27 protein-coding genes are annotated in these 22,207 nt (G+C 38.0%); all 27 read left to right on the top strand.

The annotated features are described in order from the left end of the window. Positions 1-2: 2 nt before the first annotated feature. The 27 genes from J2S77_RS04650 to J2S77_RS04520 all read left to right on the top strand — a co-directional run bounded on the left by J2S77_RS04650 (position 3) and on the right by J2S77_RS04520 (position 22,133). Positions 3-422 (top strand): hypothetical protein, encoded by a 420-nt coding sequence (locus J2S77_RS04650; protein WP_306975118.1) that lies wholly within the window; start codon positions 3-5, stop codon positions 420-422. 238 nt (positions 423-660) lie between these two features. Next, positions 661-1,158, top strand: a complete 498-nt coding sequence (locus J2S77_RS04645) for a hypothetical protein (protein WP_306975116.1) — start codon at positions 661-663, stop codon at positions 1,156-1,158. Positions 1,159-1,253: 95 nt separating this feature from the next. Beyond that, positions 1,254-1,817, top strand: a complete 564-nt coding sequence (locus J2S77_RS04640; RefSeq protein ID WP_306975114.1) for a hypothetical protein — start codon at positions 1,254-1,256, stop codon at positions 1,815-1,817. A gap of 23 nt (positions 1,818-1,840) precedes the next feature. Then, positions 1,841-2,065, top strand: a complete 225-nt coding sequence (locus tag J2S77_RS04635; protein WP_306975112.1) for a hypothetical protein — start codon at positions 1,841-1,843, stop codon at positions 2,063-2,065. Positions 2,066-2,161: 96 nt separating this feature from the next. Next, entirely contained in the window at positions 2,162-2,500 is a 339-nt protein-coding gene (locus J2S77_RS04630; protein WP_306975110.1) for a hypothetical protein, read from the top strand. An 89-nt stretch (positions 2,501-2,589) separates the two neighbouring features. Then, entirely contained in the window at positions 2,590-3,198 is a 609-nt protein-coding gene (locus tag J2S77_RS04625) for a DUF8453 domain-containing protein (RefSeq protein WP_306975109.1), read from the top strand. Between the two features lie 73 nt (positions 3,199-3,271). Continuing rightward, on the top strand, positions 3,272-3,529 hold the full coding sequence (locus J2S77_RS04620) for a hypothetical protein (RefSeq protein ID WP_306975107.1): 258 nt from the start codon (positions 3,272-3,274) through the stop codon (positions 3,527-3,529). Between the two features lie 79 nt (positions 3,530-3,608). Beyond that, positions 3,609-3,758 carry a hypothetical protein gene (locus J2S77_RS04615; RefSeq protein WP_306975105.1) on the top strand — a complete coding sequence of 50 codons (150 nt, stop codon included), beginning with the start codon at positions 3,609-3,611 and terminating at the stop codon, positions 3,756-3,758. Between the two features lie 51 nt (positions 3,759-3,809). Continuing rightward, complete coding sequence (locus tag J2S77_RS04610; RefSeq protein ID WP_306975103.1) at positions 3,810-4,109, top strand: HNH endonuclease; 300 nt, start codon at positions 3,810-3,812, stop codon at positions 4,107-4,109. A 108-nt stretch (positions 4,110-4,217) separates the two neighbouring features. Continuing rightward, positions 4,218-4,577 (top strand): hypothetical protein, encoded by a 360-nt coding sequence (locus J2S77_RS04605; RefSeq protein ID WP_306975101.1) that lies wholly within the window; start codon positions 4,218-4,220, stop codon positions 4,575-4,577. Next, complete coding sequence (locus J2S77_RS04600; protein WP_306975099.1) at positions 4,567-6,246, top strand: terminase large subunit; 1,680 nt, start codon at positions 4,567-4,569, stop codon at positions 6,244-6,246. Before J2S77_RS04605 ends, J2S77_RS04600 begins: the two co-directional genes overlap by 11 nt. 11 nt (positions 6,247-6,257) lie before the next feature. Next, positions 6,258-6,539 carry a hypothetical protein gene (locus J2S77_RS04595; RefSeq protein ID WP_306975097.1) on the top strand — a complete coding sequence of 94 codons (282 nt, stop codon included), beginning with the start codon at positions 6,258-6,260 and terminating at the stop codon, positions 6,537-6,539. Positions 6,540-6,578: 39 nt separating this feature from the next. After that, positions 6,579-7,799, top strand: a complete 1,221-nt coding sequence (locus J2S77_RS04590) for a phage portal protein (protein ID WP_306975498.1) — start codon at positions 6,579-6,581, stop codon at positions 7,797-7,799. Beyond that, positions 7,762-8,400 (top strand): HK97 family phage prohead protease, encoded by a 639-nt coding sequence (locus tag J2S77_RS04585; RefSeq protein ID WP_306975095.1) that lies wholly within the window; start codon positions 7,762-7,764, stop codon positions 8,398-8,400. The genes J2S77_RS04590 and J2S77_RS04585 overlap by 38 nt, the downstream gene beginning before the upstream one ends. 16 nt (positions 8,401-8,416) lie before the next feature. After that, on the top strand, positions 8,417-9,634 hold the full coding sequence (locus tag J2S77_RS04580; RefSeq protein WP_306975093.1) for a phage major capsid protein: 1,218 nt from the start codon (positions 8,417-8,419) through the stop codon (positions 9,632-9,634). 14 nt (positions 9,635-9,648) lie between these two features. Continuing rightward, positions 9,649-9,918 carry a hypothetical protein gene (locus J2S77_RS04575; protein WP_306975092.1) on the top strand — a complete coding sequence of 90 codons (270 nt, stop codon included), beginning with the start codon at positions 9,649-9,651 and terminating at the stop codon, positions 9,916-9,918. After that, positions 9,919-10,209 carry a phage head-tail connector protein gene (locus J2S77_RS04570; RefSeq protein WP_306975090.1) on the top strand — a complete coding sequence of 97 codons (291 nt, stop codon included), beginning with the start codon at positions 9,919-9,921 and terminating at the stop codon, positions 10,207-10,209. Then, entirely contained in the window at positions 10,202-10,516 is a 315-nt protein-coding gene (locus tag J2S77_RS04565) for a hypothetical protein (protein WP_306975088.1), read from the top strand. The genes J2S77_RS04570 and J2S77_RS04565 overlap by 8 nt, the downstream gene beginning before the upstream one ends. Then, positions 10,506-10,910 carry an HK97-gp10 family putative phage morphogenesis protein gene (locus tag J2S77_RS04560; RefSeq protein WP_306975084.1) on the top strand — a complete coding sequence of 135 codons (405 nt, stop codon included), beginning with the start codon at positions 10,506-10,508 and terminating at the stop codon, positions 10,908-10,910. Before J2S77_RS04565 ends, J2S77_RS04560 begins: the two co-directional genes overlap by 11 nt. Then, positions 10,907-11,230 (top strand): hypothetical protein, encoded by a 324-nt coding sequence (locus J2S77_RS04555; protein WP_306975081.1) that lies wholly within the window; start codon positions 10,907-10,909, stop codon positions 11,228-11,230. The genes J2S77_RS04560 and J2S77_RS04555 overlap by 4 nt, the downstream gene beginning before the upstream one ends. Before the next feature lie 5 nt (positions 11,231-11,235). Continuing rightward, a complete protein-coding gene (locus tag J2S77_RS04550) occupies positions 11,236-11,814 on the top strand; it encodes a major tail protein (RefSeq protein ID WP_306975079.1) in 579 nt (192 codons plus the stop codon). Positions 11,815-11,824: 10 nt separating this feature from the next. Beyond that, complete coding sequence (gene gpG / locus J2S77_RS04545; protein WP_306975077.1) at positions 11,825-12,133, top strand: phage tail assembly chaperone G; 309 nt, start codon at positions 11,825-11,827, stop codon at positions 12,131-12,133. 202 nt (positions 12,134-12,335) lie between these two features. Beyond that, a complete protein-coding gene (locus J2S77_RS04540) occupies positions 12,336-15,659 on the top strand; it encodes a phage tail tape measure protein (protein WP_306975074.1) in 3,324 nt (1,107 codons plus the stop codon). Then, positions 15,652-17,094 carry a distal tail protein Dit gene (locus J2S77_RS04535; protein WP_306975073.1) on the top strand — a complete coding sequence of 481 codons (1,443 nt, stop codon included), beginning with the start codon at positions 15,652-15,654 and terminating at the stop codon, positions 17,092-17,094. The genes J2S77_RS04540 and J2S77_RS04535 overlap by 8 nt, the downstream gene beginning before the upstream one ends. A 14-nt stretch (positions 17,095-17,108) precedes the next feature. Continuing rightward, positions 17,109-18,875, top strand: a complete 1,767-nt coding sequence (locus J2S77_RS04530) for a phage tail spike protein (protein WP_306975071.1) — start codon at positions 17,109-17,111, stop codon at positions 18,873-18,875. Positions 18,876-18,922: 47 nt separating this feature from the next. Continuing rightward, positions 18,923-21,292: a glycerophosphodiester phosphodiesterase gene (locus J2S77_RS04525; protein WP_306975070.1), complete on the top strand. Its 2,370-nt coding sequence runs from the start codon at positions 18,923-18,925 to the stop codon at positions 21,290-21,292. Between the two features lie 22 nt (positions 21,293-21,314). Beyond that, the gene (locus tag J2S77_RS04520; RefSeq protein ID WP_306975068.1) at positions 21,315-22,133 is read left to right on the top strand and encodes a glycerophosphodiester phosphodiesterase family protein; all 819 of its coding nucleotides are present in this window, start codon (positions 21,315-21,317) and stop codon (positions 22,131-22,133) included. Positions 22,134-22,207: the final 74 nt, after the last annotated feature.

The raw sequence follows: 22,207 nt of genomic DNA, 5'->3' as shown, positions 1-22,207 counted from the left end.
TTATGCTAGATTACTTAGAACGCAATTTAACGAAAGCTCAACGTCGAGAAGTAGCGCAATATATGGCTCAATACAATCACTTAGATGCCATTATTAAAGCAAAACAATTAGAAGCTATGCCAAGTAAAACAAGCACGATTAAAGACGAGCCAGTACAAGAATCAAGCAGTGATCAAACCGAAGCTGATGTTTACTTAAAAAAGTCATTTGAGATTGATGAATTAATCAAAACCAAACAAAAACTTGATATTGTTTATAATCGCGTTAAACCACTTCATAAACTAATATGGGATGAGCATTTCATTAATGGCGAGGCAGACTTCAAAGTCTATTATGATTACGATAACGACTTCACCAAAACAACTTACTATGAAGAGAAGAAGGAATTAATGAACATTGTGGCTGAATGTTTGAATATCTGAACAAATTAGCACCAAAATCAAACCAAAATCAAACCACATAACGCTTAAAACCCTGTTATTATGATAGTGTAGCCAATAAACTAAAATATACAAATCGTAAAATCTAGTCTGGCTACGACGTCTTTTGTTTCGTTATTCTCCTACTTTTAAGGCATCACTCATTTTGGGTGGTGTCTTTAAATTGTTTGCAGGAAAATATCTCCTTTTGTCGAATTAACTTGGTAAAAGGAGGATTTTAATGATTGAAGCAAAAAAAGTAGATAGCACAAGTATTTCCAATGTAAAGTTAGATATTAATTATTCTGATAATATCTCTGTACTATCTTTTTCAATGTTATTATTGAGATTGCATTTAGGTTATAGGAAATTATCTTCTATTAGAAATAGAAGAAGACCTTCTGAGGATTTAAAGATTAGATCAATTAGCAAAGGTTCAATCATCATAGACATGCTTGGTGACTTTGTAACTATAGTTGAGTTTTTTGAGCTAATAGCAGATAATCCCAAAGGTGAATGGAAACCTCATCCCTATCCCTTTATTTTGGCTAGATCATCTGATAAAAACAGGAAATCTTACGCTGGGAGAAGGAACACTAGAAAAAAAGCTATTGAAAAAGAAATTAATGATGTTGAGAAAATTGCAAATAGAAAAGATGTTGAAGAAGTGAAATTGCATGTTGAATACGAAGACGGATATAAAAAGTCTATAGAAGTGAAAAAGAAAGAAGATAAATAAAATTAAAGGCATCACTCATTTGAGTGGTGTCTTTAATTTGTTTGCAGGAAAATATCTCCTTTTGTCGAATAAGTATTTTAAAAAGGGGGATGATTTTGATGTATGATATTCACATAAAAAGGATACAGGAAATGCAGGCTAACATGGATAGAATGCTTGCTCCATATAAAAATATACAGAAAACAATTGCAAGGCAAGAGGAAATTAAGAATAGAATGATTAAATCAACACAACCTCCAGTTTTGAATCAGATAAAACAGATCCAAAATAAAATTGACTCAATTAATGCTATTAAGAACCGAGGCTTGGAATTAAGTAAATACATTGAATCGTATAATCAAACAAAAACACTATTAAATAATCTTAGTGATTCAGAAGACAAAACTAGTACAGTTGAGTTGCGTGAACTAAAGAATGAGTTTAGAACAATGCCAGATATTGAATCATCCATCGAATCTCTTAATGATACTCAAAGGGAAGAAGTTAGAAAAATATTTTATGAAGTAGTAAGTGAAGCGTCTAAAGGTGAAGAGGCAAGTGATGATCGCCTTGGTAAATTAAGCAAATCAGTTACACTCTTCGTCACAGTGCCTGAAATACCAGAAGCTATTGAAAAATACTCGTCAATTTTAATAGTATTATACAAATTTTTTACATAATATTCTTGCAATGGGGTGAAGGGATGTATTTCTTAGAAGATATTGTGGAATTAGGGTTTACTAAGGAAGAGATTAGCTTTATTGAATCTCTATTTATCAGCAAGCTTGAATTAGAAGATTGGGAGTCAATGGAATTCCTTGAAGATGAAGAACCTGATAACGAACAGATTGTTATATTACCAACTGGTAGAATAATATATTTTCCAGATGGTTTAATGCGAAAGGAATTATGGGCTCAAATAGATTAATAATTCTTTATAAGAAATTATTAAGTGGGGTCTTTCAATTTATTGCAGGAAAATATCCCCTTTTGTCGAAATGGTTTGATGAAAGGAGAGAGAAATTTGCAAAAATACAATTTAGATGATGTGAAGAGAATTTTTACTGAGGATCACGATGAAGATCAAAGCTTAAAAAATTACTTGGATGACCTATTAGCCTTAGATTATATTGAAGATGAAAGGGCTATAGGCATAACTAAAAAAATAACTAATCAAGTCCCTGCTAATTTAAATGATTTAAGTCCTAGTCAAGTGTATGTTTTTAGAGACTATGTAATGAAACCGTATTATGTAGAAAGCTGCAAGTTCTGTTCTATGCCAATACCATGGACAGAAATGATATCAGCTTTAGAAGATGGTTATTGTGCTCATTGTAGACATATATTAGAAAAAGACGAATAATTAAAGGCACCTCACAATGAGGTGTCTTTAAATTGTTCGCAGGAAAATATCTTCTTTTGTCGAAATGGTTCGATGAAGGAGGGTTCTAAATGTATATCTTCTTAATAGTGCTGACAACTAGTTTGCTGATATTTAGTTTATGTCTAGCTATCTATGGGATAATACTTATGGAAATTACTCTAGTGATTTCATCCTTATCAGTAATAGCAGCAACTATATCTGGTTTAGTAGCCACTATTCTATTAAAACAGCACAAAGATAAGGAAAGACCTTATATATCAATCGAACCTAATTATGATAGATATGGGTTTATACAAATAGAAGTTAGAAATGATGGTACTGAAACAGCAATCATTAAAAGTGTTGAATCAAGTGTTGAGCTGAACCTACTGCATGGACAAAGTTTATTTATAGAATTACAAAGTGTTGTAATACCATCTCAGCATTCAATTAAATATCCTTTACTGCCAATAGCTGAGTATAGTGATAAAAGTGCTGAATACAATTCACATGGAACAATACATTATACAAATATAGGGAATAAAAAATACAAAAACCCTTTCATTTTTAATATCGAAGGACAGGATGGATCTTTTTGGCATGATGAAGAATCTATTAAAACTCATTTTGAACTTCAGAAAATTCCCAAAGAAATAAAAAAGGTTGGAAAGAAACTAGAACGAATAAAAGAAGACTAACTCTTATATGGAAATTTGATGCAGGAAAATATCTCCTTTTGTCGAAATGGTTCGATAAAGGGAGGTGTTTAGATTGGGACGTTTTACAAGAATGATTGTAGACGGTTCGGTTATAGAAGGAACAGGCGAAGTAACTAAAGAAGATAAAACGCTATACATTAATAGCGATAGTGGTGAAATAACTGGATGGTTCATAAGTTCACTTCGCAATGAAACTGTTCTCGGTAGTCTGAATTTTATAGATGAACCAAACGAAAATGATTATTCATTTGAAGGTGAATTTTATATCAGAAGCGTCAAAGGTCCAGAAATAGTCATTGAAGAAAAATAAGACTGCTTTATACATAACGTTTAAAAAGGAAGAATATGTTACAATGACGGAAACGTTATGTAATAGGGGAGAACGGAACATGTCCGAGAAGAATAAGCTTGAACAAATAGGCGATTCGATGCAAAACGCGGGTAAGGAAATGCAAGGGGCAGGCAATAACATGATGGGATGTGGTTGCTTACTAACCATTCTCATCACCATTCCAATTTTATTACTACTATTCTTATAACACTAGGCACTCTGCTAAAGCAGGGTGTCTTTTTATATAGGGGAAATGATTATGGAGCGTATTGGACAAAAAATATACGACAGTTCAAGTTGGCGAAAGTTAAGACAGGCTTATATGGCTAGTCAACATGGGTTGTGTGAGCGGTGTGGTTATCCAGGTGATGTTGTTCACCACATCGAACCAATCACTGCTGACAACGTTAATGATCCGTTCGTTACGTTTGGGTGGGATAACCTTGAGCTACTGTGTCATGCATGTCATAACCAAGAACATAACAAGATTCATTTACCTGTTCGTGATGGATTTTCATTCGATAAGTTTGGAAATCTGATTGAAACGAGAGAGTTTTAGTGAACTCCCCCCTGAAAATTTGGGAATGGGGGAGGCTCTAACAAGCGAGCGCATACCATCAACGAACACACAGGTCATTTTTCCATAAGGGGGGGGGTGAACAATAAAATGGCTAAATTATCACAAAAGAAGCAAGATGAGTTAATTGCTGAAGAAATAGACAAAATTCATGAGAACTTGGAAGAAATATCGGAAGAAAAGAAGAAAATTGCGAAACCGTTAATCGAACGAATTGCTTTCATGACGATCACGCTTCAAATACTAGAAGATAATATTAAAACCAAAGGACCGACTTATAAGCTTGAGCAAGGGAATCAGAAAATGTTTGTGGAGAACCCAGCTCAAAAAAGTTACAACACGATGATTAACCGTTATACAGCAGCCTATAATAAATTATTTGATTTGCTCCCCGATGAACCGCCAAAGGATCCAGACGATGGTTTTGATGACTTCGTAGATGGAAAGTGATCATATGAATCCGATTAAAGCCTATTATGAGAAGATACAAAATGGTGAAGTTACTGTTAGCAAAAAGGTTGAGCGTGTTTATCGGAAGCTAGTTCAAGATATAGACGATCCAGATTCGATTTATGAGTATGATGAAGCAAAAGCGAATCACGCAATTAACTTTTCAGAAAAGTTTTGTAAGCACTCAAAAGGTGAAATGGGTGGTAAACCTTTTATATTAGAGTTATGGCAACAAGCAATGACCGCAGCGATATTTGGTTTTGTTCATCGCATAGATGGCACACGAAAATATCGTGAATTTATATTGATTGTCGCACGTAAAAATGGAAAATCGGCATGGAGTAGCGCAATCGCTCTCTATCTATTAATGGCAGATGGTGAGCCAGGTCCAGAAATTATAAGTGCTGCAACGAAAAAAGACCAAAGTAAAATCATTTGGTTGGAATCGAAAAAGATGGTTAAAAAATCACCATCCTTAAAAAAGCGTGTACGATCATTAGTATCGGAATTATTAACCGATTATAACGATGGTAGTTATCGTCCTCTTTCAAGCGATAGCAATACATTAGATGGTTTGAACTTACATGGTAGTTTTATAGACGAGCTACACGCAATTAAAGATAAGAATTTATATGACGTTATTGTTGACGGTATGTCAGCCAGACGACAACCTATTTCGATTATTACATCAACCGCTGGTTCATTGCGTGAAGGTATATTCGATATTAAATACGATGAAGCTGAACGGATCATTAATGGTTACGATGATCCAAACGGTTATCATGATGATCATGTGCTACCGATTGTTTATGAATTGGACAAACGTAATGAGTGGACTGATCCAGAGAAATGGCCCAAAGCCAATCCTGGTCTTGGCACGATTAAGAAAGTCGATGAATTAGAACGAAAAGTGAATAAAGCAAAAGCAAATCCTTTGTTGGTGAAGAATTTACTGACAAAGGATTTTAATATTCGCGAAACGTCTGACGAGGCTTGGTTACCGTTTGAAGATATCGATAACAAAGCAACGTATGACTTAAATGAGTTGCAGCCGAAATATGGCATTGGTGGTGTTGACTTATCAAGTTCCGTTGACTTAACTGCAGCATGCGTTTTATTCCAAGTACCTGGTGACGATACGCTTTATTACAAGCACATGTATTGGTTGCCTGAAGCGTTGCTCGAAAAACGTGTTAATCAAGATAATGTACCTTACGACGTTTGGGAAAAACAAGGTTATTTGCGCACAACGCCAGGCAATAAAGTTCACTATAAATTTGTGACCGATTGGTTCTTAGAATTACAAGAAGAATACGATTTATATCTACCATTCATCGGTTACGATAGTTGGTCAGCAACGTATTTTGTTGAAGAAATGCAGGGTTACTTTGGTGAAGATGCCATGATTCCTGTTATTCAAGGTAAAAAGACGTTGAGTGGTCCCATGAAAAACTTGGGCGCTGACTTACAAGCAAAGCGTGTTAATTATGACAACAATCAAATCACGAAATGGAATTTATCAAACGTGTCTGTGGATATTGATAAAAACGATAATATCCAACCAGCTAAAGGTAATCAGCAAACTAAGCGAATTGATGGTGTGGCAGCCATGCTTAACGCTTACGTGATTTATCAAGACAAATATCAAGATTATCAAAACATGATTTGAGGTGGTTATAAATGAGTGGTTTTATAGCTAAACAACCTAATGGGTTATATTGTCGTTTTAGTACAGCAGTCGATTGTCCTACACACATCAACATGACAAAAGAAGATTATTTAAACAATGTAACTGGAACTGTGTCAAGTAGAGAAGAAGGGGGAGAGGTGCTTAAAAATTATCTGTTCCCCTTTGAAGAAATTGTAGAAAGATTCGTTCCAAACAACATGACCGAAAGTGCATTTGAAGAAGTAATACAAAAAGTAAATGATAGTGAACAAACAGAATATGAAGTAATTTGATTAGTTTCTGACACACAAGAAAAAAGGGGGGTGATGATCATCGGGTTATTTGATTGGATGTTTGGAAAGAAGGTCGACCAACAACCACAAGGAAACACATCGATGAAAATGATTACGGATGGTGGCGGTGGTTTTTATAAATGGAATGGCAAGATGTATCAATCTGATCTCATTCGAGCCGCTATTCGACCGAAAGCTAGGGCCATCGGCAAGTTGGTCGCTAAACATATTCGAGAAAATGAGCGTGAATTTGAAACCAATCCAAGTCGATCACTCAAATTCATGTTAGAAGAACCGAATCCGCTTATGTCTGGACAGATGTTGCAAGAGAAGTTAGCCACACAATTAGAGCTAAACAACAACGCATTCGCACTGATCAAACGTGATGATTTTGGTTTAGCAAAAGAAGTTTACCCGATTCCTGCGATGCAAGTGGATATGTTAGAAGGACGCGAAGATATTTATCTTCGTTTTTATTTTGAGAATGGTCAACGCATGACGGTTCCGTATTCTGATGTCATTCATTTGCGTCAAGATTTTAACGAACATCAGTTGTTTGGCGATCGGCCAGAAGCAGCAATTAATCAATTAATGGAAGTCGTCAATACGATTGACCAGGGCATTATGAAAGCTATTAAACAAAGTGCAGTCATTCGTTGGATTATGATGTTTAAGTCCAAATTGCGACCAGAAGATGTGGACGATCAGCTCGAAAGATTTACACAAAACTATTTGGATATTGAAAAAAATGGTGGCGGGGCTGTTCCAACGGATCCAAGTTATGATTTGGAACAGGTTAAACCACAAAATTACGTGCCTGAAGATAAACAAAATAATAATGCAACCAAACGCATAATGCACTTTTTCAACACAAACGAGGATATCATCACGAGCGATTACGATGAAGATCAATGGAATGCTTATTATGAATCGGTTATTCAACCTATTGCGATGCAACTCGCTGATGAATTTACGCGGAAAATATTCACGCGTACTGAGCGATCGCATGGCAACCGCATTATATTTGAATCGAGCGCCCTTCAATACGCTTCGATGCGTACAAAAATGAGCTTATTACAGATGGTGGATAGAGGTGCTATGACACCAAATGAATGGCGCCGAATTTTAAATTTAGGACCAGTGGAAAATGGCGATAAACCTATTCGCCGATTAGATACACAAGAGGTTAATGAAAGTGAAATAGGTGCAGGAGGTGAGAATGATGACGGAACAGAATCCAACGAACAAGCTAACACGTAAAGATCGTGAATTTCGTCATTTTGCTGAATTTCAAATTCGAGTTTTAGAAGGTGAATCGGATGAGGATGAACAGTTATATGTTGAGGGTTATGCTGCAACATTTGATGAACCAACTGTCTTAATGACGATTGGTGACACGGAATTTAAAGAGCAAATCGATGATAAAGCCTTTGAAGAAGCGGATATGAGTGATGTGATTTTTAACTATAATCATTCAGGGAAAGTGATGGCGCGCACGCGTAACAAAACATTGCAATTATCCGTTGATGATAAAGGGCTTTATGTTCGAGCGCGACTGGATGGTACTTCAGAAGGTCGCAATTTGTATGAAGAAATCCAAGGTGGCTATATTGATCGCATGAGTTTTGCGTTTACCGTAGCTGAAGCAAGTTTTGATCGTGATAATCACACGCGCACAATCCGTAAAGTGAAGAAGTTATATGATGTAAGCGCGGTGGACATTCCCGCGTATGATACGACATCTCTATCTGCTAGAAGCTATTTCGAGGCGGAGGCTGAGAAAGAGAAAAAGGCGCTGGATAGTGCTGAAAAGCGGAAAGAGTTGAAGAAGGATATCCTAAAAGAATTAGCAAAACAATAATTTTGGAGGTTTTACAATGGAAAAGAAGAAACAGTTATCGCTGAATTTACAGTATTTTAATGGTGAGCAAAAAAGTCGTTTAAAGGAAATCGAGGAACGTCAGTTAGAACTATCAGATGAACTTGATAAAGATGATGCTGATGTGGATGCGATTGAAAAAGAACTACGTGAATTGAAAGAGGAAAAAGAAGAATACGAAAAACGCCAACGCATCAAAGACGAATTGAAAGATATCAAGGAAGGCAAACAAGAGAAACGCACAGTGGAAACGTTCAATTTATCTGTGGATGACTTTGAAGAAGATGAAGAAGATGAATCGGATGTATATGAACGTCACGGAAAAGCCTTACTCGAAAAACGTGCTGTGACTGTATCGTCTGGTAATCTTGTAACACCAGATCACGATAAACCATCGATTAATGATAGCTTCAATCAAGTATCGACATTAATTGATCGTGTGCAGTCAACACCATTAGATGGCGGCGAATCGTATCAAGTGCCGTTCGAAATTCAACACGGTGAAGGTAACTATACAGCTGAAGGTGATCCGTACTTCGATGTAACACATGAATTTGGTTATGCAGATATCAACAAAGCGAAAGTGACTGCTTATTCAGAAGTTACAGAAGAAGTAGAAAAACTACCACGCGCCGATTATGCTCAACGTGTTCTAAATGGTGTTCGTAAAGCTGTTCGTAAGAAAGCCACAAAAGAGATCTTGGTTGGACAAGGTGGAACAAATGAATTTGCAGGTATCTTCTCGACTGCTGCGGATGCGATTAACCCTGCAACTGACATCGAAGTTGAGGATGTTGACGAAACAACGCTTGATAACATCATTTACTCTTATGGTGGCGATGAGGACGTAGAAGATGAAGCAGTTCTTATCCTATCTAAAGATGATGTGCGTAAGTTTGCAATGTTACGAGATGTGAATGAAAGAAAAGTTTATGAAGTGGTTAATAACGGTAACACAGGCACAATTAACGGTGTTCAATATGTTATCAATAGTGCTGCAACAGGTACAGAAACAGCAGCAGATGGTGATTTTGTTATGGCTTATGGTCCACTATCAAACTATGAAATGGCTGTATTCTCTCAATTAGATGTTAAGCGTTCTGATGACTTCAAGTTCAAAGAAGGTATGATTGCACACCGTGCTTCTGTTATGGCTGGTGGTAACGTTGTTGCTCATAACGGTTTCTTGCGTGTTAAGAAAGTAGTTCCAGCATAAAGGAGGCTTAACTGATGAAAGTCTTAAAACGATTTAAGGATAAGCACACAGGTGAACGTTTTGGACCAGGCGACACAGTTGATTGGAACGACAAAGATCGTGTTCAATCAGCTGTCAATCGTGGTTTATTAGAGGATGATACTGGTTTTCTAGAAGCTAAAAGCAAGCAACCACCGAATGAACCAAAACATGTCGGTGGTGGTTATTATGAGTTGCCGAATGGTGACCGAGTTCGCGGAAAAGAAAAAGCTGAAAAGGCGCTTAAAGAAATGCGTGGTGATTAAATGTTAGTTGACGATGTAAAACATCAAATACGTGTTGCAAGTAGTCACGCTCCAATTACTCAAGAAGTACAGGATTTGATTGATTCAGCACGTCAAGATTTAATTACAGCAGGCGTTACGTCTGATATGGCACAAGCTGATGACGATAACATAGATCCGTTAATTAAACGAGCCATTGTGACGTACTGTAAAGCCCACTTCGGGATCGACAACCCACAAGGTGAAAGGTTTGAAAAAGCATATAACAGTCTTAAACATCACTTAAGTTTAGTCGGTGATTACAATGGCTAACTGGGGTGATGTTTTATATTTAATTCCAATGACAACAGGCACAGATGACGCGGGTTTTCCCACTGAACAAAGAGGGGAATCGCGTCTTATTTATGCTAATCGTATGTCAGTGCGCTCAAATGAATTCCACATGGCTAAACAACACGGCGTGGAACTGCAACACATGTTTGAAGTGCGATCGATTGAGTATGATTTTGAAACGTTAGTCAGATACAACGATAAAGAATATGATGTCGAGCGCACGTATGAAAAAGGTGAGTTTATAGAGCTTGTTTTGAAGAAGCAAGGTGATCAATATGAAGCTTGACTTTAGAGGTTTAGATGAATTGATCCAAGAATATGATCGGATGGCACAAACGATTGATTCTAAAGCCAAAGATGAAGCGTTACGTGAAGGTGGCGACATTCTATTAGAAGCAATGCAAGAGGAAGTATATGCACACGAGTTAACTGAACGATCAGGTGAAGCTAGGGAATCATTAACACGCACTGAACCTGAAAATTGTGTTGTTTTTGTTGGTACAGAAGGTGGTAAAAAACAACCTGGTTTCTACCTATACATGCATGAACATGGTTATTTCAACGTCATAGCCGATCGTTTTATAGAACCAAAACCATTTGCCAGCATTGCTTACGAAAAGTCAGTCGATAAAATCTTAGATGCTTATGTGAAGGTGCTTCGAAGGGAGTTGAGGATGTGAATGTTCGGATTAGGAGTTTACTAGAACCGATTGGGTTGCCTGTTGCCTTTATAACGTCAGGTGACGTAAGTGATGCGTACATTATCTTCAACTACTGGAGCACACCACTTCAAAACGCTGACAATGTGATGATGAGTAAAAACATCACGGTGCAAGTTGACCTTTTCACAAAAGGAAACTTCATCAACTATGCCGATCAAATTCACCAACACATGACGGGTGATGGCTTTATGTTTATTACAGAAAATCATGGTTTTGATGAGGACTTAAATAAATTCCGCAAAACATTGCGGTACAGTATAACAAAAAATGAGGAGTGATCTTAATGCCGACATACGGATTAAAAGATTTACACTATGCAGTGATTGAAAGTGAAGATGATTCATCAACAACGTACACAGAACCGAAAAAGATTGCACCTGCTATTAACGTGACGATTTCACGTTCGGTCAACCGTGCTAACTTACGTGGTGACAACCAAGTGTTATTTAGTGAATCAGCAAAAGGTCCTGCAACAGTTTCAATCAATACAACCGATTTACCAAAAGAGGTTGAAGCAGAGTTGTTAGGTAAAGAAGTAGCTGATAACGGTGTTTTGTTAGAAGGTGACGAAGACAAAGCGCCATATGTAGCAATCGGATTCAAAGCCGATGATGCACGTGGTGGCCATAAATTCGTGTGGGTTTACCGTATTAAGTTTGGCGTTGGTGAATCAACGTTCGAAACAAAACAAGAAACGCCAACATTCCAAACACCAACCATTGAAGGTGAAAGCATTGCACGTTTAGACAACGGAAAACGTGAAGCGGTGCTGTGGGATGGCGATGAAAATGTCACAGACGAAACAATCTTTGATGAATGGTTCAATGAAGTCATTGATGAAAGCTGGGCACCAGCAGCTTAGGAGGTAACGTATGCAAATCGAACTTGTAATAGATGGTAACAAACAAACATTCAGCGCACCTTATGTACCGATGTTAGCCAAGCGCAAATTCTTAGAGGTACAAGCAAATGCTGAGGAACGAGAACAAGATCCATCTGCCAAAGACTTATTAGCTGAAGATGATGAGATTATGTCGATTTTGACTGATATTATTTTCGATAAACAATTCACCATCGATCAGCTTTATGAGGGTGCAAGTCGTGAATACGTTGACCGTAAACTGTTAGAAGCAATTTATGGCATTAAGCAGGATGATGAGGGAAACGAGGAGGGGAAGTAACAGCACAGGAGGCTTACACTTCCCTCCAACATTTTTATAAAAGCATGATGTTCCCTCAAAATCCACAAGCACAGAAGTGGACATTGACTGAAATTGATCAGTTAGATGTCCACTTTTTTTATAGTATTGCGACTTTAGACCAAGAAAAACCGAAAGTGCAAAAGTACATTAACGATGTTTTCTAAGAAGGCAGGTGAGATAGATGGCAAGCAAAGACGTTGGTAATTTGCGCACCCGATTGTCGTGGGAAGATGATGGTGCTTCACGTTCGATAAAAGATTTTAGTCGCGATTTGCGTGGTTTGAAATCGGAAATGAGTGAAGTCCGATCGCGTGGTGAGAAGTACGCATCAAGCCTTAAAGGGTTACGTCAGCAACAAGACATTCTTAATCGAAAACATAAAACACAAGAAGAACATTTAAAAACGCTCAAGAAACGATATGACGAAACAAGAAAAACAAAAGGTGAAAACGCGGCACGAACAAAGTATTTAGCCGAAGAATACAACAAAGCGCGCGCTTCAATGAATCGAACCGAACAACAGTTAGAAGATTTAACCAAGTCAATTGAGAATCAAACGAATCCAATGAAACGATTAGGTAATAACTTAGATGCAACAGGACAAAAGTTCCAAAGCGTTGGACAAGGTATGATGACGTTCGGACGTTCGGCTACGATGGGGGTTACCACACCAATCGCAGGAATAGCAGGTGCAGCGATCAAAGTTGCATCAGACTTTGAAGAGTCCATGTCCAAAGTGCAAGCTGTCAGTGGTGCGACTGGCGAAGAAATGGAAAAACTCGAATCGCAAGCGCGCGATATGGGTGAATCCACACGTTTTAGTGCGCGTGAAACTGCAGGTGCTCAAGAATACTTAGCGCGCGCAGGCTTTGAAGTTAATGAAGTCTTAGGCGCCATGCCTGGTTTACTTGACTTAGCGAGTGCTGCGCAAATGGATTTAGCCACAGCGTCGGATATTACATCCAATATCATGAGTGGTTTTGAGATTGAAGCGAGCAAAGCATCAGAAGTGTCTGACGTGTTAGCTTACTCATCTTCTAATGCGAATACCGATGTCAATCAGATGGGGCAGGCTATGGCTTATGCTGCACCTATCGCGAATAACTTAGGTGTTTCCGTTGAAGAAACTGCAGCGGCAATCGGCTTTATGAGTGACGCAGGTATTCAAGGATCCAAAGCAGGTACAGCGTTGCGTGGTGGTTTAACACGACTTATGAACCCAACTGGTCGAGCTAAAAGTACCATGGAAGAATTAGGCGTTGAGTTGTTTAATTCAGAAGGCAACATGAAGTCTTTAGATGAAGTCATATCAGAATTACAAGGCTCTATGAAAGATTACGACGAAGAAGCTAAGAATGTGGCCCTCTCTAATATCTTTGGTCAAGAAGCATCAGCGGGTTGGCTAGCAGTTATGAATCGAGGATCGGATGATTTAGGTGAATTCACCAAAGAACTTGAGAATTCAGAAGGTTCTGCTAGAGAAATGGCTGACACCATGAACGACAACACGAATGGTAGTATGCGCGAATTTCGTTCATCACTTGAAAGTGCAGGCATAGCAGCTGCTGATCATTTGTTACCTGTTTTTAATGACATTGTTGATTATACTACCGAAATGATTCATAAGTTTGGCGAGTTAGATGAAGAGCAACAAAAACAAATCTTGAAATGGGCAGGTATTGCAGCCGCAGTTGGCCCTGCAAGTGTTGCTTTGGGCGGTATTACAACCGCAGTCGGTGGCATTATGCGTGTAGGCGGAGGCTTGCTATCGCTTTTAGGTAAAGCAGGCGGAAGAGGTTTGATTGCACGTATTGGCATGATGGGCATGGGTGGCCCTGTCGGCTTAGCTGTTGGTGGTGTTACCGCATTAGGCACAGCGGTTTACGCTTTAACACGCGATAAAGAAAAGGCTCTTGATATTAATTTTGATTATATCGAATCGATGAAAGAAGAAGTTAATCAAACTGAAGATTTAATCAGCCGATTTGAAGAACTTGAACGTGCTAACCGCTTATCGAAAGATGAAATGGTTGAGTACATGGACATCTTAGATCAAATAAAAGATGCGAAGTCTGAAGATAAAATTGCCGAATTACGTGATCGTCAAAGTGAATTGCTCGAAAAATCAACACTAACGAATGGTGAGATGGAAGAATTCATTGAGTTAAACGATAACATTATTGACCAAGCCCCTGATGCAGCAGGCGCAATTAGTGAAGAAGGTAATGCTTATGCTGATAACTTAGAAACATTAAAAGAATTGAACGATGCGAAACGTGAAGAATTACGTATGGAAACGCAACGTGAATTGGCTGAAGCGTTACAAGAAGAAAATCGATTAAAAGAAGAACAACAAGAACTTGAAGAAGAAATCAAAAGCGCAAGTCAAGAACGCAAAAGGTTACAACAAGATTATGTTGATCAGATTAAAGTGGTTAATGATCTCGAAAGCGATAAACGAGATCTTTATGCAGATTTAAGAGAATTAGAAAAAGATGGTTTATCGACTGGCGATAAACGATTCGATCAAGTCGTGGCTGAACTTGATAAAACGCAGGAGAACTTGAACAAAGAACGTGACAAAGAGCAGAGTCTTAAAGATCAGTTGAATGCGCAAGAAGATATTATTGAAACAAAACAAGGTGATTTAGAGGAAACCAATAAACAATTAGATAAGATCGATCGGCTGAAAAATGAATATGAACAAATCGTCTTATCAAACTTTGATATTAACGCTGCTAAAGGCGAAGGGTTACAGAAGATTGAAGATGAAATCGGCAGGTTAAAAACACAACGTGACGAACTGTCAAAAAACGCATCAGCAAGTTACAAACTAACTGATGACTATCAAAACCAAGTCGATAAAATCAACGATCAAATTGGCAACTTGCAAACGGCTAAAGGTCACTTAAAAGATATGAACGATTTAGCATCTAACACACCTTATGAACCTAACGTCAATTTAGCTATTAACCCATCCATCCACAAATTTAGAAGTAGATTAACATTGCCATTAGGAGTTAATATTGAACCGCAAATAAAAGGGCTTTGGGAGTTCAGACAACGATTAACGTTACCACTAAAAACACCTATTCAACCTACGTATAACGGATTGTCATACGCAGAAGGAACAGATAGTCATCCGGGTGGCCCTGCTTTAGTCGGTGAAGAGGGTTGGGAATTGACACGTGTTGGTAATCAATGGTCGGCTTTGAATGCTGGTGTTTATGATTTGCCACGGGGTACAGAAGTCTTCACACATCAAGAATCCAAACGCATGATTGATGCTATGAATAACTTTCCTGCTTATGCTTCAGGCGCAAGCGCTCCAGGTGAAGCTAACCGTGTGGTTAATCAATTAAACAACCAATCAATGCAAGGTGAGGCAGTTGTTTATACAACCGTTATCAACCAAATAGACGGTCGCGAAGTCGGTAGACAGACACACAAACACATCACCGAGTTCCAAAACCGCGAACAGAGAGTGAGGGGTGAATTTGCCTAAAACTTTATCTATCAATGGTGAGCGTAAAGAGTGGTTGTATTTGTTGCGTGGTAGAAAAGAAGCACCATTCGCGCCACATGAAATTGAAACGGTCAGTGCACCAGGCAAAGATGGTGCTCACTTAGGTAAAACCAATGTTGAATTAAAACGGATTGACCAACCGATTGGCTTTACTGTACGCGATGAAGAACATGAGCAGGAATTACTTGATGAATTGAACGCTTTTTTATTAACGCAAGAAAATGCCGAAATTCAATTTGATAACGTTCCTGGTAAAACCTATATTGGTCGAGTGACAGGGAGTATAAGTGATTATTCACGTCCTGCACCTACATTACGCAAAGGCACGATCACGTTTTTATGTGAGTCTTATAAATATGGTCCGGAAATCGAAGCGAAATTATCCGACCAAGCCACTATGATTAATGTGGAAGGCACCCAAGCTGCAAAGCCAACCTTCACGCTTGATGTACTAGCCCCAATCACATTCGCAATGGTCAGTGATGGCGATGAGTATATGATGATTGGGCGACCTGTTGAAGTTGACCAAACTGTTGTTGATACGAGAATTCTTTTGTTAGAAGAATATGGTGAAAGTTTAGATACATGGTCATCTACCGGAACATCAGTTGATGGTGATGTGTCGGGTGAGATGGGTGTGGATGGAACAGGCATAACCATCGCTAGTTACGGTTCTGGTGATGGTTGGCATGGTCCCGCCATGATGAAAGAAGTTGATCCAGCACAGGATTTTGAAGTTGAAATGTATTGTCGAGTTGATGCAGATGATCCTGACGCCACTTATCGAATTGAATTTTATTTATTTGATGAAAATAATAATGTTTTAGGAAAGATGGCGATTATGGACAGTACAGCATCTTTATCACGTTATTCAGCTGAAGCAAGATACGGTGAGTTTTTTGGGTGGGGAACAAATTACAAAATCAACTCTGAAAACTACTGGCGGTTTGATAATCACTTTCATGGCGTGTTGCGATTTAGACGCGAAGGCCAAACGTTTAAATTTTATGTGGCACAGGTTGGAACAGGCATAACAGAAAACCATTATGACAGCCTTACCAGTTGGTTTTTAGATGCAGAGAACGAATATCAAGGACGCCTGAAATATGTCCAAGTTCATATGGGCACTTATGGCAGTATAGGCGTTCCGAACGTACCTAGAATTAATTCGATTAAAGCCTATGAGTTATCGGAAGAACTTGAAGATGAGACGCCTTATATTGCTTATGAAGGCGATCAAGTTACGTTCGATCATGAAAATGAAGCAATCTTAATTAATGGTGAAGACGCGACTTATCTAAAAGATTTTGGCGCATCATATTTTGAATTGCCACTAGGTAATAATAACCTGGCTGTTTTGCCTGGCAACAATAAATTGAAGGGTGCGGTCCATTACAGACCAACTTATAAATAAAGGCAGGTGAAAACATGTCGCAAATCCACATTTTAGACCAACAAAATGACCGCATTCTAGACGTCATAACTGAAAAGCACATTTTGGAAGATGTGCATAAACAGTCTTTAAAGGACACGCTTGAGACGTATAATTTCACAACGTTTACTAATAAACAATTCAGTCAGTTTTTAGAGAAGCGCAATCGTCTCATTATTCCAGGCGAAGACGGTGAGTATCGTGAATTCATTATCGAAGAAACCATCAAAAATTTAAATCATCAAGCCGAAGTTTATGCGAAAGCGAGTTATTTAGAAATCAAAAAACAAGCGATCATCTATCCGCAAGCATTCACCGGACAGACAGCATCACAGATGATTGGCCATGCCACAAATAATACAGAATGGCGCCCAGGCATTGTTGAAATAGATAAGTATAGAACATTTGAAGTAGACAGCCATCGTAATCCGTTCGCATTTTTGAAAACTATTGCAAAAGAAATTGACGCTGAATTAAGGTTCAGAGTTGAAACGGATGGCAATCGGATCATAGGTCGTTTTGTTGACTTGCTTGAAAGACGTGGACGTTGGCGAGGCCGTGAGGCGACTTTTGGCAAAGATTTAGCAAGCATTAAGCGTACAGAAAAAACGGATAACATTTTTACAGCGTTAGTCGGTATTGGCCCAGAGCGCGAAGACGGAAGTCATTTAGAAGTGCTAGTTGAAGATCAAGACGCGCTTGAACGATGGGGTAGACGTGATGAGAATGACGAATTACAGCATCTAATCGGTACGTATGAGCCGCAATCAACAAGTCAAGACATGACTGAATCAGAATTAAAGCAATACACACAAACCGAACTAAACAAACGCATTAATGCAGTTATTGAATTTGAAGCTGATATTGTCGACTTAGAACATGTACCTGGCTTAGAAAACAAGCGTTTTCGTTTTGGCGATACGATCAAAATGAAATATACAGGATTTGAACCACCTCTCTACTTAGAAGCGCGCATATTCGAACAAGAGCGTAGCATTGTTGATCGATCAGCTAAAAAAGTTAAGTTAGGTGACTTCACAGAATTTACGGAAGAAGAAGCGCAGAATGTTTGGAAGGAATTACAGCAACAGATTAATCAAAAAATACCTGAAAGCAGATTAGAAGAATACGCTTACAGTAAACCAGAAACAGATAACATTACGAAAGATGCCAACCGATTACAGACAGGCTCTATTAATGCTAATACCGTTCCATTGAAAACAGCTTCGAATGGCTCCCAGTTGGCAGGTGGTGAAGGCGTACTATCCAAGTTTGTAACGCAAATGCCTCAATATCAACATGTGGGAGCGCAACATGTTGGTGCAAAACCAATAGCAAACGCTAGTTTTAGCATACCGGATAACTTTACGATTGTTAGTGCAGAGTTGGCAATTAGCGCACTTCCTGTGCGTTATCAGTATTCAGAACAAGTTAGTTGGACAAACGTTGATCAAGCCAATATTTTGTTGTTTGAGTTTGGCCAAGGCTATTATGATTATGCGGAAGAAAGCGATGCTGGACTTGGTTTTGTGACGATGGAAACAGAATGGGATACCAATGATTTGTTTGGTATCAATAGATGGACACCGCCTAGACCATCATCAAACAATCCAGAAATTGAAATGATTTCAGCTGATATTAAAGATATAGTCGAAGCTGGGAAGGACTATCATATTAAAATTGAATCGACGGGAAGTAATGCTCCGGATGAAAACACAGGGTTTTTAAGAACAGTCGTAACAATCATAGGGTATCAACAATAACGCCAATCAGGCGTTTTTTATTATGAAAGCGAGGGATGCAGATGAGAGTGAGGGCTAAGAATAATACGCACTACATCAAGTCAATTGATACAGGCTCAACGATTACGCTTAATGTGTTTAATCACGATGGCACGCTTGTTAACTTTGATCAATATGACAGTGTGGAAGTCGTGATTGGTAATAAAACAGGGCGATTGCTTAGTTTGCCAGCAACACTAGAAAACAATCAAGGCGAGTTATCGTTCGATTTTGACGACAATAACCTATTACCTGCAGGCGATTATTTACTAGAAATCCATCTCAATGAATCGAATGGTGATGTGATCGTAGCACCATCGCAAGGGCATTTTCAGTTGAAAGTCAGTAAGTCATTAGATCAAGTAGGAACAGTGGTTAACACAATTGTCTTAAGCGAGTTTGAGCAAAAGGTTGATGATGCTGTCACTAATGCGAACGATGCAGCTACCTATGCAAATAATCAAGGAGACTACGCTAAATCAGAAGCTGATCGTTTGGAAAGTACTGACGTTAGCACTTTGGATCAAAAAGTGGATAATTTAGTAGAATCCAAGAACTTAATTCCATTATTTGATAACGAAGCATGGGATTTACACGAGAATGTGACGGTGAATAGTCCGAGTAAGATTACGCACACGTCAGAAGGTACAACATACGAATCTTCACGTATTACATTAAGTAGTGTTAAACCTTCTCAAACTTATACTTTAGGAATTAAAATGAGTAATCCAAGAGATGACAGTAGTGATTTGACGGGGGGATATATTAGGTTACAAGAGTTCGATGGTTCAGATAATGAAGTAAATGATGTACAATATTACAACAATACGCAAACATTTACGACCAATTCAGAAACTTCGTATTGTATCTTAGGTTTATATATACGTTCTGAAGATTCTAGCGTTTCAAGTTCTTTTGAAAACCTAACCATAACCGAAGGCTCAACCGCACCTGATGTTTACTTGCCGCGTGTCCGAGAAGAATTCACGAATCACAAGGACAACACATCTAATCCGCACAGTGTTACCAAATCACAAGTCGGATTAGGAAATGTGACGAATAATGAGCAAGCAACCAAATCGGAATTCGATGAACATAGGGCAAAAACAACAAACACTTATCAGTCAAAAAAATTATCTGAGATTCAACAGCCGATGTACATTGGGCATCGAGGCGCCGCTAATATTTTTCCTGAAAATACATTAGAAGCATTCAGAGGGTGTCAATCTTTAGGTATTGAATTAATAGAGTTAGACGTCAGATTAACAGCTGATGGAGGTTTGGCGGTTATTCATGATGATACTGTGGATCGTACAACGAAAAATATTGGTAGTGTAACTGAATATACTACACAAGCTTTTAAGAATGCTGAAGTTGATTGTCTGGATGGCTTTAAAAGTACCTATCACCCTACTTTAGATGATGTCTTTAAGGAATTTGGAAAAAGCTTGATTTATGTTATTGAATCGAAGACAAGAGATAGTGCTGCTAAAATTGTAGAATTAGTACATCAATATGGCTTAGAAGAGTATTGCTTATTACAGTCTTATAATTTAACAGATATTCAACAGTTTCTTGATAATAATATTACTGCTTGCGTGTTAACTGATGATGATACAACTCATACGTCTAATGAATTAGTTGACATGGGTGTTGACTATGTTGGCATTCAAAGAGATGTGTCTAACGCATATATAACTGACTGTATTAATGCTGATTTAAACGTTTTAATTTTTACTGTTAATAGAAGGTATGAGCATGACAATTTGTTAGGTTTAGGTGTTCAAGGGTTTATTACAGACGATCCTCTATGGATTAATGGAAGCGCCCCTATATTACAAAACGCCCCGTTTAACCAAAAGATGTATTTCCATGGAATGCTTAAAGCACTAACCAGTCGAGGTAGCTTTATAGATGGTAATAAATTTGGTTTTACCGAAACGCTTGATGATACTTATCCTAATGATGGTAGAGATTTTGTTTTGCAAGGATGGGTAGGTGAGTTAAATGACACAGTTACTATAAATCTTGATTTTGAATACACCAATCATAAAACTGAGGGATGGCTTTCACTTGTTTTTTGTAGCGAAAATGATGAATTTGATGATTCAGGGTCATTCAGCAGTGGTTACAATTTGATACTGGGTCAAAATGGTGATTTTGATCTTTATCGAGCAGATCAAGGGACAGCTACAAAAATAGAAGAAATGAGCACAACGTCGATTGGTGAGAATAATAAAATATCTATTCAAATAGATATAACTTCAACAGACATCACTGTTAAACGTCTTGATACATCTGATACATTTACCGCTTCAGATGTAAATTATAGAAACGGATATCTTCATTTGGGTCGGAAATGGTCTGCCGGAACATTTGAGAATATTGTCATTTCATAAGTTGTTATGGTAGATTTTGTTTATGAGAATACTACTTTTATTGTCGTTAATATTATTAATAGGTTGTTCCAATTTAGCGGTGGAGGATGATTTTACTATTATTTCCCATCGCGGGGCATCTGAATATGCTCCAGAACATACGATGCCGTCATATGAAATGGCAAAAGAAACGGGGGCTGATTATCTTGAGATTGATTTACGATTAACAAAAGATAAACATTTAGTCGCTATTCATGATGAAACGGTTAATCGTACAACAAACGAAAAAGGAGCAGTCAGTGAATATACCTTAAAAGAATTAAAGGAGCTAGATGCCGGTTCGTGGTTTAATCAAAAGTATCCTGATAAGGCTAAAGAAGAATATGAAGGATTATCAGTCTTATCCTTAAAAGATATCTTTAATAGATTTGGTGACGATATAGACTATTATATTGAAACAAAGAACCCGGATGATTTGGCCATGGAAAAGCAATTGTTGGACGTTATAAGTAATTGTGAGTTACAAGATAATGTAATAATCCAATCCTATTACAGCAAGAGTCTATTGAAAATTAACGAAATTCAACCAAATATTCCTTTAGTCAAGCTTTATTGGTATAACGAGCCACGTAAAGATCCATTGACAAAACAGAAAATGGACGAGTTAAAAGAGTATGCAACAGGGGTTGGATTTAATTACGAAAATGTTAATAAGGAATATATACGTGCTTTAAGCAATAAGGGGTTTGAAGTACATCCATTTACAGTAAATAATACTAATGATTTAGAAATGTTAAAGGAACGCGGAGCTACAGGAGCTTTTACTAATAACCCCGATAAAATAAAAAGTTATTTTGAGTGAGTCAAAATTCACAAGCTTTAACAAGGATAATTATCTTCGATAGTTAGTATGCTATAATACTCCTAAAGGAGTGG

The organism is Alkalibacillus salilacus, from assembly GCF_030812915.1.
In the GTDB taxonomy this organism is placed as follows: domain Bacteria; phylum Bacillota; class Bacilli; order Bacillales; family Alkalibacillaceae; genus Alkalibacillus; species Alkalibacillus salilacus.
This window is presented reverse-complemented; position numbering and strand designations above follow the sequence as displayed.

Coding starts and splice junctions, on each gene's coding strand:
- J2S77_RS04650 (WP_306975118.1), top strand. CDS start 3: ATGCTAGATTACTTAGAACGCAATTTAACGAAAGCTCAACGTCGAGAA.
- J2S77_RS04645 (WP_306975116.1), top strand. CDS start 661: ATGATTGAAGCAAAAAAAGTAGATAGCACAAGTATTTCCAATGTAAAG.
- J2S77_RS04635 (WP_306975112.1), top strand. CDS start 1,841: ATGTATTTCTTAGAAGATATTGTGGAATTAGGGTTTACTAAGGAAGAG.
- J2S77_RS04625 (WP_306975109.1), top strand. CDS start 2,590: ATGTATATCTTCTTAATAGTGCTGACAACTAGTTTGCTGATATTTAGT.
- J2S77_RS04615 (WP_306975105.1), top strand. CDS start 3,609: ATGTCCGAGAAGAATAAGCTTGAACAAATAGGCGATTCGATGCAAAAC.
- J2S77_RS04610 (WP_306975103.1), top strand. CDS start 3,810: ATGGAGCGTATTGGACAAAAAATATACGACAGTTCAAGTTGGCGAAAG.
- J2S77_RS04605 (WP_306975101.1), top strand. CDS start 4,218: ATGGCTAAATTATCACAAAAGAAGCAAGATGAGTTAATTGCTGAAGAA.
- J2S77_RS04600 (WP_306975099.1), top strand. CDS start 4,567: ATGGAAAGTGATCATATGAATCCGATTAAAGCCTATTATGAGAAGATA.
- J2S77_RS04595 (WP_306975097.1), top strand. CDS start 6,258: ATGAGTGGTTTTATAGCTAAACAACCTAATGGGTTATATTGTCGTTTT.
- J2S77_RS04585 (WP_306975095.1), top strand. CDS start 7,762: ATGACGGAACAGAATCCAACGAACAAGCTAACACGTAAAGATCGTGAA.
- J2S77_RS04580 (WP_306975093.1), top strand. CDS start 8,417: ATGGAAAAGAAGAAACAGTTATCGCTGAATTTACAGTATTTTAATGGT.
- J2S77_RS04575 (WP_306975092.1), top strand. CDS start 9,649: ATGAAAGTCTTAAAACGATTTAAGGATAAGCACACAGGTGAACGTTTT.
- J2S77_RS04570 (WP_306975090.1), top strand. CDS start 9,919: ATGTTAGTTGACGATGTAAAACATCAAATACGTGTTGCAAGTAGTCAC.
- J2S77_RS04565 (WP_306975088.1), top strand. CDS start 10,202: ATGGCTAACTGGGGTGATGTTTTATATTTAATTCCAATGACAACAGGC.
- J2S77_RS04560 (WP_306975084.1), top strand. CDS start 10,506: ATGAAGCTTGACTTTAGAGGTTTAGATGAATTGATCCAAGAATATGAT.
- J2S77_RS04550 (WP_306975079.1), top strand. CDS start 11,236: ATGCCGACATACGGATTAAAAGATTTACACTATGCAGTGATTGAAAGT.
- gpG (WP_306975077.1), top strand. CDS start 11,825: ATGCAAATCGAACTTGTAATAGATGGTAACAAACAAACATTCAGCGCA.
- J2S77_RS04540 (WP_306975074.1), top strand. CDS start 12,336: ATGGCAAGCAAAGACGTTGGTAATTTGCGCACCCGATTGTCGTGGGAA.
- J2S77_RS04530 (WP_306975071.1), top strand. CDS start 17,109: ATGTCGCAAATCCACATTTTAGACCAACAAAATGACCGCATTCTAGAC.
- J2S77_RS04520 (WP_306975068.1), top strand. CDS start 21,315: ATGAGAATACTACTTTTATTGTCGTTAATATTATTAATAGGTTGTTCC.